The sequence below is a fragment of the Alteromonas lipotrueae genome (genome assembly GCF_019249255.1).
Classification (GTDB): Bacteria; Pseudomonadota; Gammaproteobacteria; order Enterobacterales; family Alteromonadaceae; genus Alteromonas; species Alteromonas lipotrueae.
The window spans coordinates 500,079-514,511 of record NZ_JAESDJ010000001.1 but is presented as its reverse complement, the minus strand read 5'-3'; the positions used below and the strand labels follow the sequence as shown (position 1 = coordinate 514,511).

Sequence of the window (14,433 nt, the reverse complement as noted above, 5' to 3'; positions counted from 1 at the left end):
TACCTCTATCGCAAAGTCTTCTGGTGACGAGTTAATATCGGCACAAAAAATAAAACTTTAAATTTAAGTGTATTGGCAAAGTGGACTGTATTGAGTTAACGACACTAAGCATTAATATCAGATATCATGTTTTTCACACGGGTTTCATTTGCGTCTTCTAAAAGTAATGAATCTATCTGTATATTTCCTCTGCACACCTTACCTCTATTTCCAATATTATCGCATGCTAAGCTAGAAGCTAGAACGCCTTTACGAGGGATAGCAATATACCTTGCATATTCTATATATTCTTCAACCCATGAGAGAGATTCAAGTAATGGTGCTAAGTAGCGTTGCTTTTGAAGTGCACTGCTGTTCGTGAACTCATATTTAGGCAAGAACATGAACACATCTTCTTGATTACAGAGAAAACCTGGCACAAAATGTTGCTTAGCAGTGTGCACAAAAGGTCTATCTCCAGCTTCAAATGAAGGAATATCTAGCGCATTCGGCGAATACCAAATATAAATGCTAACCTTACTCTTAAGTTCGAATAATCGTGTAACAACACTTTCTTCAACAAGACTGAAGGTTCCAACGAGGCTGTTTATTTCGCTACCAATATTGCTCAATAAACTATCCAGAGCAGTTCCCTTGCGCCTAAAATGTATATGATAAGCATCACATTCACTACTTTTTGGGGTCTTAGCTAACGATAGTGCCGAGTCAATTGTTTCCACTAATTTCTTATCTGTCTCTTCAATATCTAGGCTGAAAGTTTTATCTCCAGATGTTATCCACGCTTTTATAAACACAGATTCTCTTAAAAATACGCAAGAGCTGGTAGTATCGAATGCCGAAGCATCGCCGATGTAGCTAATTGATACTTTCTCTAATGTATCTAGCCATTGCAAACGCGCTTCATCAAGCGCCGTTAAACTATCCGTTGTGGAGGATAATTTGCTGAAGACTGCATTGGCATAGTTGATAGTTCCATACAGCAAATAAAATAAGAGTGATTTCTTCATTTGATACGACTCGAATATCATCTCCTTTTGAACCTTAATAAACTCATCTGCTTCGTCATTTGATGAGAAGGGTACTTTTACTTTTTCCATGAAGATAGAAAGCTCGTCTTTCAGTGCATCAACATCGAATCTCGCATTAAATAGAGAGGGATATTCATCAGGTTTTTCAATTGGTTGAAACGCATTATTTTTTATAACATCTAGTGCAGCATCTCTTTGACTAGATGATGCAGAAATTAATACCATATCTAAAGGTAAAGGCGTTGCACCGGCTATTTTTGCACCATCGCTGCAGTTGAAACATGTAAGCCCATTTTGCGCTAAGGACTGCTCGATGATCGTTTTGGAAAGTTTAAACTCGTACTTCGTGAACACAGTGGCTCTGAAATTACCAGGCACAACAATTGATGTATTATTGCTGGCCTCATAGTCATAAACCTCTTTACCGTTGACATAGTAGGAAGATTCTTTCGAGTGGTGTTTAGTCTTGTCATAAAAGCCTAAATCTACGCCAAATAAGTAAATCTGATCCATCCCAATTTTTGAAAACAGATTGATAGCTAAATTTGATACCGTCGGGAATGCGAAACGTAACTCTTCATAGTTAGCCCGTCCTAAAACTTCTAAGGCTGAAACGGTGGACGACTCGCCATCTTTAAATGCTATATAAACATCGTTGAAAAGGTCACAAGTGTCAGGGTGAATACCATTAACTGAGATTAAGTTTATTTGTTTGAGATAATTAAAATCATCGACTCGACTACACCAATCAAAGGTAGAGCGATTTTGCTCAATTTCAGCATGAAAATCTGGCGTAATATCGTGTTTATACAATGCTGAAAGCGCAGTTCCGCAAGAGACAACAATTGCATTCTCTCGGTACTCCAAAATGGTTTCTATCGCCGAATCTAAAGACGGGCCATTCCCTACGATAAAAACAGGAACTTCTTTGTTTTCAAAAGATAAATATTGCGCAGGCTTATTACGCAGAAGTGGAAAGCCTCTTTTTAATGCCTCAGTAGTGTGAGAGATACCATACCTTGCATGGTCAAAATATTCCCCCATAGAAATAACGACCTGAAGTTGTTCCCTCAATTGAGCAATTGCCGACACTAATGCTGAATTGTAATAGCTCTGATAGAAATAGGTATTCGCAAGTATATAGGGGCCAATAGAATAAAACTGATTTAGCAAATCTTTAAATAAATTAGTGCCATCGTCACCGATGTTAATGTACAAACGCCCTTCTTTTTCATCAATACCAGATAAAATTTCATCCCACTTTATGGCAAATAAAGATGCGTAAAAAAAATCTTTATTAGGTTCGCATACAAATAACTTTTCTACGTCGTGATTATTGAACAAACGCTCTATTTGGTAACCCACTCCAACGCCAAAAAGAATCATGGACTTCAGCGTATCTGGCAATTGTCCTTCATCTTGCTCTACTTGTTTTAAGAGCGATTCTGTTTTATTGACAAATTGATAGTGGATATATTTCTTAAGCTTTTTCCCTTTATAGCCAAGTATTAGTCCGTCTTTATTCGGCTGATCACTAAAACTGTCAAAATTTAGCGCGCATTCCTGTTTGGGTGATTCTCCATACCAAGAAACAAGGGAGTCCTTCTTCACTAAATTGATTTCACCATTGCTGTCTTCTACAGGCAACCATGTTTGCGGTTCGTAATGACTAAAACTGTTAAAAATATCGGGAAAATATTTTTTGAAGGCAGCGAGGTTACTTTTCAGTCTACCTTGTGCTTCTGCACTAGGATCCTGGTAATTTTCTAATTGTATTGATTGCGTCCAAGGTGGCACGTATTCGGTTGGACTTCTTAGTTTATATGAAGTAATACCAGTACTCTTAAGCCGAGCCCAACCGCCCTGAATACATGTTTTTTCTATGGTATCGAAAATAGGAGAATTGTAATGTTTGTATAAATAAAATCCCCCTATGTCGAAATGCTGTCTAAGCTCTTCAATATCGCTAACAATATTTCGGCCATCTTTTTCGAGTTGAAAAAATAACCGCGTACCTTTGTCGTTAGCTTCTGCCAAAACGTCGTTCCATTTTGAGCAAAATACCGAGCATTTGAAATATTGTGCTTCAGGCTCGTAAATAACTAAGTTGGTTATAGAGTGTTTTTTTATTAACTCAACAATATGGAAGCCTAATCCAACCCCTAACACTACAAGAGTATCTATGGTCTCGGGTAAGGCACTTCGTTGTATATAATGTTGATATGAAAAAGTATTCGCTAAAGATCCCTCTAAACTTTCATTAGTTTCGACCTCTGCCGGATTAGTTTCATCGCATTGCTTAAGGTCGACAAAAATCGAGTGGGTACTATTTACCAAATATTGTTTACTGATTTCCGCTTCAGGATCTAGCCCATAAAGCGTTCGCCCGATGCCATAGTCGACTAAGTTAAACTGCCCGTTTTTGTTGCAGATAATAGAAATATTGTCATTGTTTATTTTTTGTATATTAGCTATTAGTGACGGTATAAATTGTCTAAAAGCAAACAGGTTTTTCTTATACTGTCGATCGATTAGCTCGGCGGTATACTTTTCGATTTGCGCTTGTTTCTCTTCATCTTTAAAAATATGCAATCGAACATTTTTAAGCATTTTTGGCGATTATCCTTTGTAGAATTTTGAGGTATGGCCTACTCAAAGTCAGCCAAAAATGAAGAAAAGCGTTTCTTTTGCAACCAGTCTTCTTTGTGAAGTTCAAATAGATATAAATCATACCACTCGTCGTTTTTATAAATATGTGATTGATATACACCTACATCTCGATAAGCATGTAACCTGTGTAACTTCATTACTTTTTCGTTATTGCTCAAAACTTCAGCTGTAATTTTGTTAATATTTTCACTCGCAAAAACATAGTTGTAGAAATAAGGAGGGATTAATCCGCCTAGCTGTTTTAAATTTGGATCTCCAATATAAAACCCCCAGCTACATCTTTTGTGTTCTACGCTAATTTCAGATTGATTAAGCACACCAATAGACTGATGGTTGTACTCAATAATCCAATACGCACTTTTACGATCAGACTGAATGGCTTGGAACCATTTCTTTTGCTGTTCAAGATCATAGCTCACGTCACTTAGCATAAACTTATTCACATCATCGCTTGTTCGCCATTTTAAAATAATAGCTAAATCATCGGGAGTTATATGGCGAAACTTAAACACTAAAGTACCTTTTATAGAGAACGTTGTTTTTTAAACCTTGGGCTAAATTGCACATTATCATCGAAGATAAACTTAGCGGGTACTTGGAAGTTTTCTAGGTGCGCTTTACAAAAGCGTTTAATCGCCGCCTTGAGCTCTTTTTTATTTTCATGCAGTGATCCTTCGGTGCTATCAACCAGCCTAATTTTGCTATATACCACATTACCCAACAGAGCATTTGGTTCGCCATACACTTCAGCTTCAGCGATATAGTCAAGTTGTTGTAATACACTTTCTACTTCCGCAGGGTATACCTTTTGACCACCAACATTGATTATTTCTGAGTCTCGCCCTAGCACCTTGATATATTCACCATTCACCTCGACCTTATCGCCGGTATGAAACCACCCATCAGGGGTATAAGGGCTAGGCGCATTCAAATAACCTAACATACCCGAATATGCCTTCACCTCTAAAATATTATCGGTGGTTATTCTCGTCTGGAAACCTTCCCCTCCTACTTTCATCCAAAGTGAAGATGACGACTTAGATTTAGAGCGTAAGATGCCAATCTCGGATAGGCCGTAGGTTTGGAGCAATTTGATGTCAGGAAATAACTGATTAAACCTAAGTAAAACTGATTCAGGCATGGGTTCGGTGCCGTATGTAACAGTACTTAATGAGCTAAGATCGTAACGCTTGTAGGCTTCACTAATGAGGATTAAGTTGATAAAGGTTGGTGATGTAGGTAGGAGTTCGGCTCTAAACTTGTCAACGGCTTCAAGAACGGTGTCAGGTTTACGATCTGTTACGGTAATAACGCATCCGGCGTTAGACAAGGTATACAATAAAGTATTAACCCCACCTATATGGTCATACAACAAAAAAGTGATTGCACGTAATGCATGCCGGCCGACTTTAAACTTTTCGAGTAACTTTGCCATGTCATGAACAGCAGCTTTACTTTTGCCTGTCGACCCAGATGAAAATAACACAAGACCCGGTATTTTTTGCCCGCGTAAGTCAGCTATGAGTTCATGAGAAGCCTTCGTTGATAACGTATCGATTTCATACTCATCGTTATCTTTAATTGTCACCACAACTTCGACCTGTGCAGTTTCAATAAACTCATCCCTCTTATGCGCTACAGAGGTAGTGGTTGGAACTAATATAGTGGCTCTTTCAATAAGTGCCAGCAGTAACGCCACCGAGCTTGGAGAATAGTCAGCGTCTACCATCACCACAGTCCCTTCGGTAACGCCATAGTTGGCTAAAACATCTTGCCAAAACTGCGTTTTTTCTAGGAGCCATCCGTATGAATATGCCTGATCTCGCCAAACAATAGCATCGCTATTCTTATTCTTTTCAAATATTTCCAGAAAAAAATCAATAAACATCAGGCTCCCCCTAAATATAAAATTTGTCCTGTAATGAAACTGCTTTCTGGTTTGATATAAAAATCGATGACATTAGACACATCCGCCATTTCGCCGAATCTCTTTATACTCTGCTTTTCGAGCAGTTTATTTAACTTATCATCAGGAACATTTTTAATTAGATCCGTTTGAATTGGCGTTGGGCCAATGGCGTTCACAGTAACGCCAAATTCTGAAAATTCTTTCGCCAATGTTTGTGTCAGGCTTTCTACAGCAGATTTTGACGCGGCATAAATGGCTTCGCCTTCTAAAGCAAAAGGCACGGCAACTGTAGAGAAGTTAACAATTCGCCCATATTGATTTTTACGCATTAGCTTGACCGCTTCGCGGCAAAATAAGAAACTCGCAAATACATTAGTTGAGAAAATTTTCTCTACCGTAGATAGGGGCGTCAACATCGCGTGATTCATAGCCGCTATGCCAGCATTGTTGATAAGTACATCGAGCCGCTTATGACGCTTACGAATTGACGAGAAAAGAGATTTGACGTCAATTTCACTTGCCACATCTAAACTAAAATGTTGGTAATTTTGGTGTTCAATTGATAATTCCGAACGGCTACACCCAATAACAATATGACCTGCATTTAAATAGTAATGAGTTAGGTATAACCCTATTCCCCTGCTTGATCCGGTTATCAAAATGACTTGTTGAGTATGTGACGTATCCATTACCGTTCATTCAACGCATTAGTTAAATACGTCGCCAGCGTATCAATCGTTTTAAATGGGCTATTTTTTTGAGACAACGCTTTTTCATTCGCAATGACATATTCAACCTCTAACTCATCTTCAAGCAACTCCTCAAGTGTCAGAAGAAGGTTAACCAAATCAACGGAGTCTAATAGACTAGCAGAGCCATACAGCGCTGTGTTTTCGTCTTTCACTACTTGTTCACCTTCCCGAGTAGCATTAAGCTCATCGATTGCAGAATAAATTAACGCGATAATTTGCTGATTAGTGATCATTAGTTTATTTTTCCAACGAAGTTACTAGTTTGGTAAGGGTACTGATAATATTATCGGCACCATTAATGGTGGCTTGAGACATATTGGCCTTTATCATGTCCATTAGCTTCTCGTCATTGTGCCATACTTTACACGCCTGTCTCACAAACTCATCAATATCAAACTCTTCTCTAACATCAAAAATTTGAGCCCTACCTTGACGCTGACTTTGCAGACTGGCTTGTTGCTGGTTCTGAGCAACCACTAACAATAATGCCGGCGTATAAGTTGCCTGTAATTCGTATTGTGTGGAACCTGCGGCAGAGATAACCATACGAGAATTCAGAAATAGATTTGAAACCAATTGAGCGTTATGCCAATGACGAATACGGGGATTGCTAACAGAGAATTGATCAACGTCTTTAACATACTGGAATGCACTTCCCGTGATGATATTGATTGGCGCGTTATCGAGTGTTTCGCTGAATTTAACCGCCAGTTGAAGGGATATATTAGCAGTATCTGCACCACCTAGAATAATGGTTAACGCTTCTCTATTGCTTAATGACGAGGCTAGATTTAATTGATAGGGCTGAAGCAAAAATTCTGAACGTAAAATACGATAGTTTTCACCCAAACAACAATAAGCCTGAGGTTCAGTCACGGAGTACTCTAGCTGCTCCGCATGACTATTTTGATTAATGATGCAATCTGCATAGAGCATGCCTGAATCATTGTTATCATCAATGATCGCAAAAATCTTGTTTTCACTTTTTAAGAACTGCGAAAGCTGATAACGATAAGACGTATCAAACTGATAGCCATCTATTAGTAAACAATCGACGTGTTCATCTCGGCAAAACGTGGCTATTGTATCAAGCTCTTTGCTGTTGCTTTGGATCGGAAAAATATCTCCCACCCAATCACTCCTGCTTTGCGCTAGGGAAGAAGAAATATCGCTCATCAAAAATGAGACACGAATCTTTTGAGCATGTGCAAATTGGCTTAGCGCTAAACAACGCATTAAATGCCCTAACCCAATTTGACTATTTCCTTCAACTCGAAAGGCTATGTGCATTAGAGGTTAACTCAAATGCTCTTCAAAAATAGCATCTCCAGGTTCGAGGTTGACGCTAGCTATGTTTGAAAGAACCCGTTTATAGTGCTTCGGCGCTAGGCCTATGGCGGGGCGGACGATTTGAGTATTATCTTTGGTAAATGCTTCACCAGCTTTTATGGGCTTGGTAACAAAAATAGAGCGTCTATAGTATTTCGATTTTTCTTCCGCCTTTGTTCCCCCATAAACTATGGTGCCTAGGGCTTGGTGAGCTAAACCAACGCTATCAACAAGTGCTTTAAATTCTTGTGGCTCCAATGAAAAATCAGCGTCTACACCACCCGCATTTCTGTCTAGCACAAAGTGCTTTTCAATAACGCATGCGCCTAATGCAACTGAGACAACTGAAACACCTATCCCTTGGGTGTGGTCAGATAATCCCACCATACATCCAAACTTTTCAGCCATGTCTGTCAAGGTCACCAAATTGCTATTTTCAGGTTTTGCAGGGTATGTACTTGTACATTTCAGTAAAACAATTTCACTTGCACCAGCTGACTTCGCCGTGTTTACAGCTTCATAGATTTCCGCTTCCGACGCCATCCCGGTAGACATAATCATAGGTTTTCCAGTGCTCGCTACCTTTTCTATCAAAGGTAGATCAGTCAACTCGAAAGACGCAATTTTATAGGCTGGAACATCGAGTGTTTCTAGAAAATCGACAGCACCTTCATCAAAAGGCGAACTAAACGCGATTAAACCCAATTCCTGCGCATAATCAAATAATGCTTTGTGCCACTCGTATGGCGTACTAGCCTGTTGATAAAGCTCATGTAGATGCCTTTTATACCAAAGAGAATTTTCCTCCATAATGCGGAAATTATCGGAGTCGATATTCAACGTCATAGTATCAGCGGTATAAGTCTGCAATTTAACTGCGTCTACGCCTGCTTGTGCTGCAGCTTTTATCATCGCCTTAGCTAAGTCAAAATCTTGGTTATGGTTACCTGATAGCTCAGCAATGATAAAGGGGGGATCTGAAGGTGATATTTGTCTATTTGCAATTTTCATATCTATGATCACGTTTCTCTTTCAAATTTGTCCGCTTCTTGGCCGTAAGCGTTAAACATTAGTTCCGCCCGTTCCCAATCTTCGAAGGTATCGATATCTTGCACTAAATGCCGAGGAAGAATGATGGGATAGCTATGATGAGAAAACATAGATTTTTGACCACTAAGGTAATCTTGCGTTCTTCCCCAGTAGAACTGGCCTGCATCATGGTACGCCTCGGGTAAATCCTGTGAGCGCTTAGACATGTTGCCCGGAAACATCACCTCAACACCTTTTTCGGAGACGGTGATCGCGCGCTGTATAGGAAAAGCAAAGCTTGTCGCTGAAAATGCAAACGCTTTGGATTTATCATTGAGCAACGTTGTTAACCCCTGCTGTATAAACTTCGGCTTCAAAAAAGGCGCCGTAGCATAAATACAGCAAGCAAACTCGTAGTTATAACCTAAACCTTCCATCGCTTTGATACCGTGGCGAGTGACAGCCGTTGTCCCCACAAAATCATCGGAAAGCGCTTCAGGGCGAATAAAAGGAACTTCAGCACCATACTCTACCGCAATCGCGGCAACCGACTCTGAGTCTGTGCTTACTATGACTTTATCAAAACAATTGGATGCCAACGCCGCTTGAATAGAATAAGCAATGAGTGGTTTTCCAGAAAATAACCGAATATTTTTTTTCGGAATTCTTTTGCTACCTCCCCTAGCAGGTATTATTGCGAGGTTCACAGTATCGCCTCATGAAGTTGTCTGACGACCTCATCTTGTTGCTCTGATGTCAGGCTAGGGAATAGCGGCAATGTGACAGCCCTTTTATAATAACTTTCGGCATTGGGGAACATTTTTGGCACAAAGCCTAACCGTTGATAGTAAGGTTGTAAGTGGATTGGGATATAGTGAACATTCACCCCTATTCCCCGTTCTCTTAATAGATTAAATACCGATGTGCGTTGTTTATCTGACACTTCAATCATGTATAGATGCCATGCACTCTTGGCATCGAGAATAGGCCTTACTATTGGTAGCCCCTCTAATAGCTCATCATAACGTTTAGCAAGCGTAAAACGTGATAACACAAAATCATCTAAATGTTTGAGCTGGGAACGCCCAAGAGCAGCATGTATATCACTTAGCCGATAATTAAATCCCAGTTCAAATTGGGCATAATACCAAGGCTCTCCTTTGTGGTTATCATCAAAAAGCGTGTTGTCTCGACAGATACCATGGCTAATATAACGCCTAAGTAGGGTCGCGGTGGCTTCATCATTGGTTAAAACCATTCCACCTTCAGCGCTGGTGATAGACTTCACTGGATGAAAGCTAAACACAGTCATCGCAGAATACTTGCAAAGGCCAACCTTATTTCCATATTGATCGGCACCACCCAATGCGTGGGCTGCATCTTCAATTAGCACAATACCGTACTGCGTTGTTAATGACGATATTGCAGCCATGTCACAACTACTTCCCGCAAAATGAACAACCACTATTGCTTTGGGAAGTTTGTTTACGGCTACAGCAAGTTGTAGTTTTTCGAAAAGCTTTGCTACACAAAGGTTTCTAGTTTTAGGATCGATATCGATAAAATCAATATCGGCACCGCAATAGCGGGCACAGTTTGCTGAGGCTACGAATGAGTTTGGTACTGTCCAAACCAGATCGCCAGTTGTTATCCCCGCGGCAAGGCATGCAGCATGAAGACCAGACGTACCACTATTGCACGCAACCGCAAAATTGGCCCCAGTGTAATCACATACCGCTTTCTCAAACAGAGGAACTTGCTCACCTTGAGTTAAAAAGCCTTCTTTTAAAACTTCACTAACGGCAGTGATGTCCTCGGGGAAAATTTTATGCCTTCCGTAAGGGATCATGAAGTGGCCTTGTCCAAGTTCCTCAGCTCATCAATTGATAATAAATGTGAATTTGTTCCCGAATGATATTCAAATTTATCTTCGGCCGCGACGCCCTTCTCACCCAGTTTATTATTGTAGTAGTCCAGACTTTTATCAAAGAATGTAATAGCAGGAGCGATAACAAAATGATCGCTAAATTCTACTGTATGATGGGCCATCTCTTCGGGAACCATTATTTCGTGAAGCTTCTCACCGGGGCGAATCCCAATGACCTTATAATCCTTTTTCCCGCTCATCGCTTCGACTAAATCAGTTATTCTTACCGACGGTATTTTAGGAACAAATATCTCCCCGCCTTGCATACGGGAGAAGCTTTTAACGACAAATTCAACCCCTTCGTCGAGGGTTATCCAAAAGCGCGTCATCTCTGGGTGGGTTACCGGAAGTGAGTCACAGCCTTCTTCCAATAACTTACGATAAAAAGGCACGACTGAGCCACGAGATCCAACTACGTTGCCATATCGAACAACAGAGAAACGAGGACCTACGGCGCCAGAGATATTATTGGCCGCAACGAAAAGCTTATCCGATGCTAATTTAGTAGCGCCATAAAGGTTTACTGGGTTAGCAGCTTTATCTGTCGACAAAGCAACAACACGAGATACGTTATTCGCAATTGATGCATCAATAACGTTTTGTGCGCCGTTAATATTTGTTTTTATACACTCATTTGGATTGTATTCAGCGGCAGGAACTTGTTTAAGCGCGGCAGCATGCACAACATAGTCTACGTCTTTCATAGCTGTGATTAGACGTTCTTTATCTCTCACATCACCAATAAAGTAACGCATACAGGATTGCGAGAAACGTTGCTGCATTTCGAATTGCTTTAACTCATCGCGAGAGTATATGATTATTTTTTTAGGGGAATAGTTTTCTAATAGATAACTAACGAATTGATTACCGAACGAACCTGTGCCGCCGGTAATTAGAATTGATTTATTATTGAAATCTATCATAAAGGGGCTCTCACTAGTTTATGTGGCATGACTTAACTGAGTCGCCTTTTCACTTCTAACTCTCCTACCCCCATCTTGACTGCACAAAATACTAAACGTTTATTTGTATTTTTTTACGGCAGACCTGCTACGAACAAATCGAGTTATGTCATCTTTGGCTTCTTCAAGCAAGCTCTGCGCCATCTCTTTTAGTCTATTATTAACATCAAGCTCGAGATTTGCAAATTCTTGTTTATTCTCAGGTGCTAAGGTTTCCAAGTGTTCTTTAATTACGGAGTCCCGCCGTACTAACAGCGCCTTGAGTTCGGAAAAATCAGATTCTGAAGAACTTTCGAATTGCGCCGCTATTTGCTCGTTTATTTCACGCAGCGCAATTGGTGTTTGAGAATGGTCTAAATCGTTTTTATTCACACAGCTTGTCGTTTCTGACGCTGAGCTTCAAAGGCCTCTTGCTTTGCAGTTTCAGGAATTTGTACCCACGCGTCTCGAATAGGTGTTAATAGGCTAGACACTTCATCAAGTAACTTCAAGTCGTTATTTACATGTGCATCATTTAAACGCTGAATCATGTAGTCATATAGATTAAACATGTTCTGCGCTACTTCACCGCCAATTTCGATGTCTAACGTATCTCGTAAGTGCATGAGGATAGCACTTGTCTTAGAGATAAAATCTGCTTTGGTGATAAGATCTTTTCTTTCCATTGCACCTTTGGCGTAGGCGATACGATCCAACGCGCCCTGAAGCAGCATGAGTGTCAACTTATGCGGATCCGCAGACGCTATATCTTGTTTTAAGTTACCTTTGCGGTAAGCGTTAATGCCTTTAAGTGCCATAATATCTCCGAAAACTTCTTAGCCTAGCGACGCAAGTAATGCTGAACTAGTCTGGTTTAGCTGAGCAACAGTTTGGTCTAAATTCAGATACTTATCACGAAGAATTTCTTCATAGCTAAGCATTCTCATTTCCAACGTCTCTCGCTCGTCGTACAAATCATCTCTATCATCTTTGGCTGACCGTTCGCGTAAACTAATCAACCCGCTGTATGAGGTGTATTGATTGGCAAATTCATAAAGCCTAACCGCAACACCTTCATCATCATCAGTAAATAGCGTTGCTATTTCATCAAAATTGTCTTCAAGAGCATCTGCGAGACGATCTTCGCCTGACCCCAACCCATAGTCGGTGGTGCCAATTTCTAATTTACCATCGTCATCAAATTCAATACCTAATTGGAACAGGCCGCCAAGTTCAGATGCGCTATTGCTGTCACCCACAATGCTGGCTAAACCCGATTGAATACCACGAAGTAGCGAATCTCCCGCCAATGCGCCATCATCTTCTAGTTCCGACTCACCGTATTTAGTTAACAGGCCTATTTCGTCAATCAAACTATTATAGTTATCTACGAAATCACGAATTTTTTTATCGAGGCCTTCTTTGTCGTAACCAATCTCTAATTTTGTAGAAAGGAATTCGCCTACAGCGTCTTTGGGCGAAATTTCATTAACTTCAAAAGACACGTTTTGAATCGTATTTTCAAACTCATTCGATTCACTTTCAACCGCGATACCGTCTATATAGGCAATCGCATTTTGTGCAGATTCGATGTTCGCAGGGTCGATGCTACCTGTGCCTCCAGTAGTGGAAAGCCTATCCAACTCAGCGTTACCATTATCATTGGTAATAACTAAGTCGTTACCAGTCCCCGTTTCGCTAGAACTAAACACCAAACGAGGGCCAGCAGCTGTGCCGGTATCGATAATGTTGGCAGTTACACCGAAGTTATCATCTGCGTTATTAATTTTTTCTCTGAGCGCTGTTAATGAGGTACCCGCAGTGATATCAATCGTGAAGCTGTCGCTTCCGCCTACATCAAACGTAAGAGAGCCAGTACCCGATGTGAGTACTGGATCAGAACTGGCGGTAAATGCCCCATCGTCAGTAGTAATTCGGCTTCCCTGCGCGAGCTGTTCTACAACAATATCGTAGGAACCACGAAGTGCAGAATTAGATGCTTCTGCAGAAAGTACGTCATCGTCTTCGGAAGGATTAGTAATCGTCGGTTCACGACCATTGATGTCGTTATCGCTACGCAGGTCATCAACCGCGTCTTTAAAATCAGAAAATTTGGATTTTATCTGACCTAACCCTGAGATTTCCGCTTCAATCTGTTCTTCTTTCGCATTCAACCGATCTTCTTTCGGCTGACGTTCAGCGGTAAGAAGCTGTTGAACTAGGTCGTCAAGTGCTAAACCTGAACCTACACCTAATGATTGAATTGTCATACTTTACCTCGTTAAACACGGTTGTTAGACGCGATTGTTAATAAACACCCCAACACTGTCACCTACGTCTTGCTGCAAATCTTGAATGCGTTCAGCAAGCGCTAATACTTCTTCAGAGGGTATTTGTCTTATTACATCACCAGACTCAGAATCTTTTACCGTAACAACCGAGCGCTTAGTTTCGTCATCAATAGAAAACGCCAAATTCCTATTTTGCGTTTGCAAGAATGATTCAACTTCTTGAACTGCATTCTCTAGCGAGACTTGATTCTCTTTTACTGACTCTTTATCGGCTAACGCGTTAGAACCTTGAGCCAAATTTTGCACATTAGACACATCATTTTTAAGTGCGGTATTTGTTCCACTACGGTTCGCTTGCTGTTGACCCGTATTGTCGCTTCCACTGTCGTTTTCCGCTTTAGCTGAGCTTTCATTTGGCGCCACTTTAGAAACAGGTACGGATGTAGATACTGATGCAAAAGCCTGACCAGTTTGATTATTTACAATTTCCACTTATTTCACCCCCCTTTTGAAACGACAAAACGGGCCCTTGCACGTAAGCAAGCACCCGTTACATT

General features: G+C 40.6%; 14 protein-coding genes. All 14 read right to left on the bottom strand.

Going from position 1 to position 14,433, the window contains the following annotated elements; genetic code table 11:
- Nucleotides 1-104: 104 nt before the first annotated feature.
- Nucleotides 105-3,638: a motility associated factor glycosyltransferase family protein gene (locus tag KYS23_RS02160; RefSeq protein ID WP_218417983.1), complete on the bottom strand. Its 3,534-nt coding sequence runs from the start codon at nt 3,636-3,638 to the stop codon at nt 105-107.
- Nucleotides 3,639-3,676: 38 nt separating this feature from the next.
- Complete coding sequence (gene pseH, locus KYS23_RS02155) at nt 3,677-4,210, bottom strand: UDP-4-amino-4,6-dideoxy-N-acetyl-beta-L-altrosamine N-acetyltransferase (protein ID WP_218417982.1); 534 nt, start codon at nt 4,208-4,210, stop codon at nt 3,677-3,679.
- A gap of 11 nt (nt 4,211-4,221) precedes the next feature.
- Nucleotides 4,222-5,586, bottom strand: coding sequence for an ANL family adenylate-forming protein (locus tag KYS23_RS02150; RefSeq protein ID WP_218395522.1), 1,365 nt, complete (start codon nt 5,584-5,586; stop codon nt 4,222-4,224).
- The gene (locus KYS23_RS02145) at nt 5,586-6,296 is read right to left on the bottom strand and encodes an SDR family NAD(P)-dependent oxidoreductase (RefSeq protein WP_159529335.1); all 711 of its coding nucleotides are present in this window, start codon (nt 6,294-6,296) and stop codon (nt 5,586-5,588) included. The genes KYS23_RS02150 and KYS23_RS02145 overlap by 1 nt, the downstream gene beginning before the upstream one ends.
- Nucleotides 6,296-6,592, bottom strand: coding sequence for a hypothetical protein (locus tag KYS23_RS02140; protein ID WP_218417981.1), 297 nt, complete (start codon nt 6,590-6,592; stop codon nt 6,296-6,298). Before KYS23_RS02140 ends, KYS23_RS02145 begins: the two co-directional genes overlap by 1 nt.
- 4 nt (nt 6,593-6,596) lie before the next feature.
- Nucleotides 6,597-7,649 (bottom strand): UDP-2,4-diacetamido-2,4,6-trideoxy-beta-L-altropyranose hydrolase, encoded by a 1,053-nt coding sequence (gene pseG / locus KYS23_RS02135; protein ID WP_218417980.1) that lies wholly within the window; start codon nt 7,647-7,649, stop codon nt 6,597-6,599.
- A gap of 6 nt (nt 7,650-7,655) precedes the next feature.
- Nucleotides 7,656-8,699 carry a pseudaminic acid synthase gene (gene pseI / locus KYS23_RS02130; RefSeq protein WP_159529329.1) on the bottom strand — a complete coding sequence of 348 codons (1,044 nt, stop codon included), beginning with the start codon at nt 8,697-8,699 and terminating at the stop codon, nt 7,656-7,658.
- 8 nt (nt 8,700-8,707) lie between these two features.
- A complete protein-coding gene (gene pseF, locus KYS23_RS02125) occupies nt 8,708-9,424 on the bottom strand; it encodes a pseudaminic acid cytidylyltransferase (protein WP_218395527.1) in 717 nt (238 codons plus the stop codon).
- Nucleotides 9,421-10,566: a UDP-4-amino-4,6-dideoxy-N-acetyl-beta-L-altrosamine transaminase gene (pseC, locus tag KYS23_RS02120; protein WP_159529325.1), complete on the bottom strand. Its 1,146-nt coding sequence runs from the start codon at nt 10,564-10,566 to the stop codon at nt 9,421-9,423. Before pseC ends, pseF begins: the two co-directional genes overlap by 4 nt.
- Nucleotides 10,563-11,567: a UDP-N-acetylglucosamine 4,6-dehydratase (inverting) gene (gene pseB, locus KYS23_RS02115; protein WP_159529312.1), complete on the bottom strand. Its 1,005-nt coding sequence runs from the start codon at nt 11,565-11,567 to the stop codon at nt 10,563-10,565. The genes pseC and pseB overlap by 4 nt, the downstream gene beginning before the upstream one ends.
- A gap of 99 nt (nt 11,568-11,666) precedes the next feature.
- Nucleotides 11,667-11,978 (bottom strand): hypothetical protein, encoded by a 312-nt coding sequence (locus KYS23_RS02110; protein ID WP_159529301.1) that lies wholly within the window; start codon nt 11,976-11,978, stop codon nt 11,667-11,669.
- Nucleotides 11,975-12,403: a flagellar export chaperone FliS gene (gene fliS, locus KYS23_RS02105; RefSeq protein WP_159529299.1), complete on the bottom strand. Its 429-nt coding sequence runs from the start codon at nt 12,401-12,403 to the stop codon at nt 11,975-11,977. The genes KYS23_RS02110 and fliS overlap by 4 nt, the downstream gene beginning before the upstream one ends.
- A gap of 18 nt (nt 12,404-12,421) precedes the next feature.
- Entirely contained in the window at nt 12,422-13,855 is a 1,434-nt protein-coding gene (gene fliD, locus KYS23_RS02100; protein ID WP_159529297.1) for a flagellar filament capping protein FliD, read from the bottom strand.
- 24 nt (nt 13,856-13,879) lie between these two features.
- Nucleotides 13,880-14,368 carry a flagellar protein FlaG gene (locus tag KYS23_RS20895; protein ID WP_159529295.1) on the bottom strand — a complete coding sequence of 163 codons (489 nt, stop codon included), beginning with the start codon at nt 14,366-14,368 and terminating at the stop codon, nt 13,880-13,882.
- Nucleotides 14,369-14,433: the final 65 nt, after the last annotated feature.

Bases quoted from the DNA above. Each gene is read 5' to 3' on its own strand.
- KYS23_RS02145 (WP_159529335.1), bottom strand. From the start codon at position 6,296: ATGGATACGTCACATACTCAACAAGTCATTTTGATAACCGGATCAAGC.
- pseI (WP_159529329.1), bottom strand. From the start codon at position 8,699: ATGAAAATTGCAAATAGACAAATATCACCTTCAGATCCCCCCTTTATC.
- KYS23_RS02150 (WP_218395522.1), bottom strand. From the start codon at position 5,586: ATGTTTATTGATTTTTTTCTGGAAATATTTGAAAAGAATAAGAATAGC.
- KYS23_RS02160 (WP_218417983.1), bottom strand. From the start codon at position 3,638: ATGCTTAAAAATGTTCGATTGCATATTTTTAAAGATGAAGAGAAACAA.
- pseG (WP_218417980.1), bottom strand. From the start codon at position 7,649: ATGCACATAGCCTTTCGAGTTGAAGGAAATAGTCAAATTGGGTTAGGG.
- fliS (WP_159529299.1), bottom strand. From the start codon at position 12,403: ATGGCACTTAAAGGCATTAACGCTTACCGCAAAGGTAACTTAAAACAA.
- pseC (WP_159529325.1), bottom strand. From the start codon at position 10,566: ATGATCCCTTACGGAAGGCATAAAATTTTCCCCGAGGACATCACTGCC.
- fliD (WP_159529297.1), bottom strand. From the start codon at position 13,855: ATGACAATTCAATCATTAGGTGTAGGTTCAGGTTTAGCACTTGACGAC.
- KYS23_RS02140 (WP_218417981.1), bottom strand. From the start codon at position 6,592: ATGATCACTAATCAGCAAATTATCGCGTTAATTTATTCTGCAATCGAT.
- pseB (WP_159529312.1), bottom strand. From the start codon at position 11,567: ATGATAGATTTCAATAATAAATCAATTCTAATTACCGGCGGCACAGGT.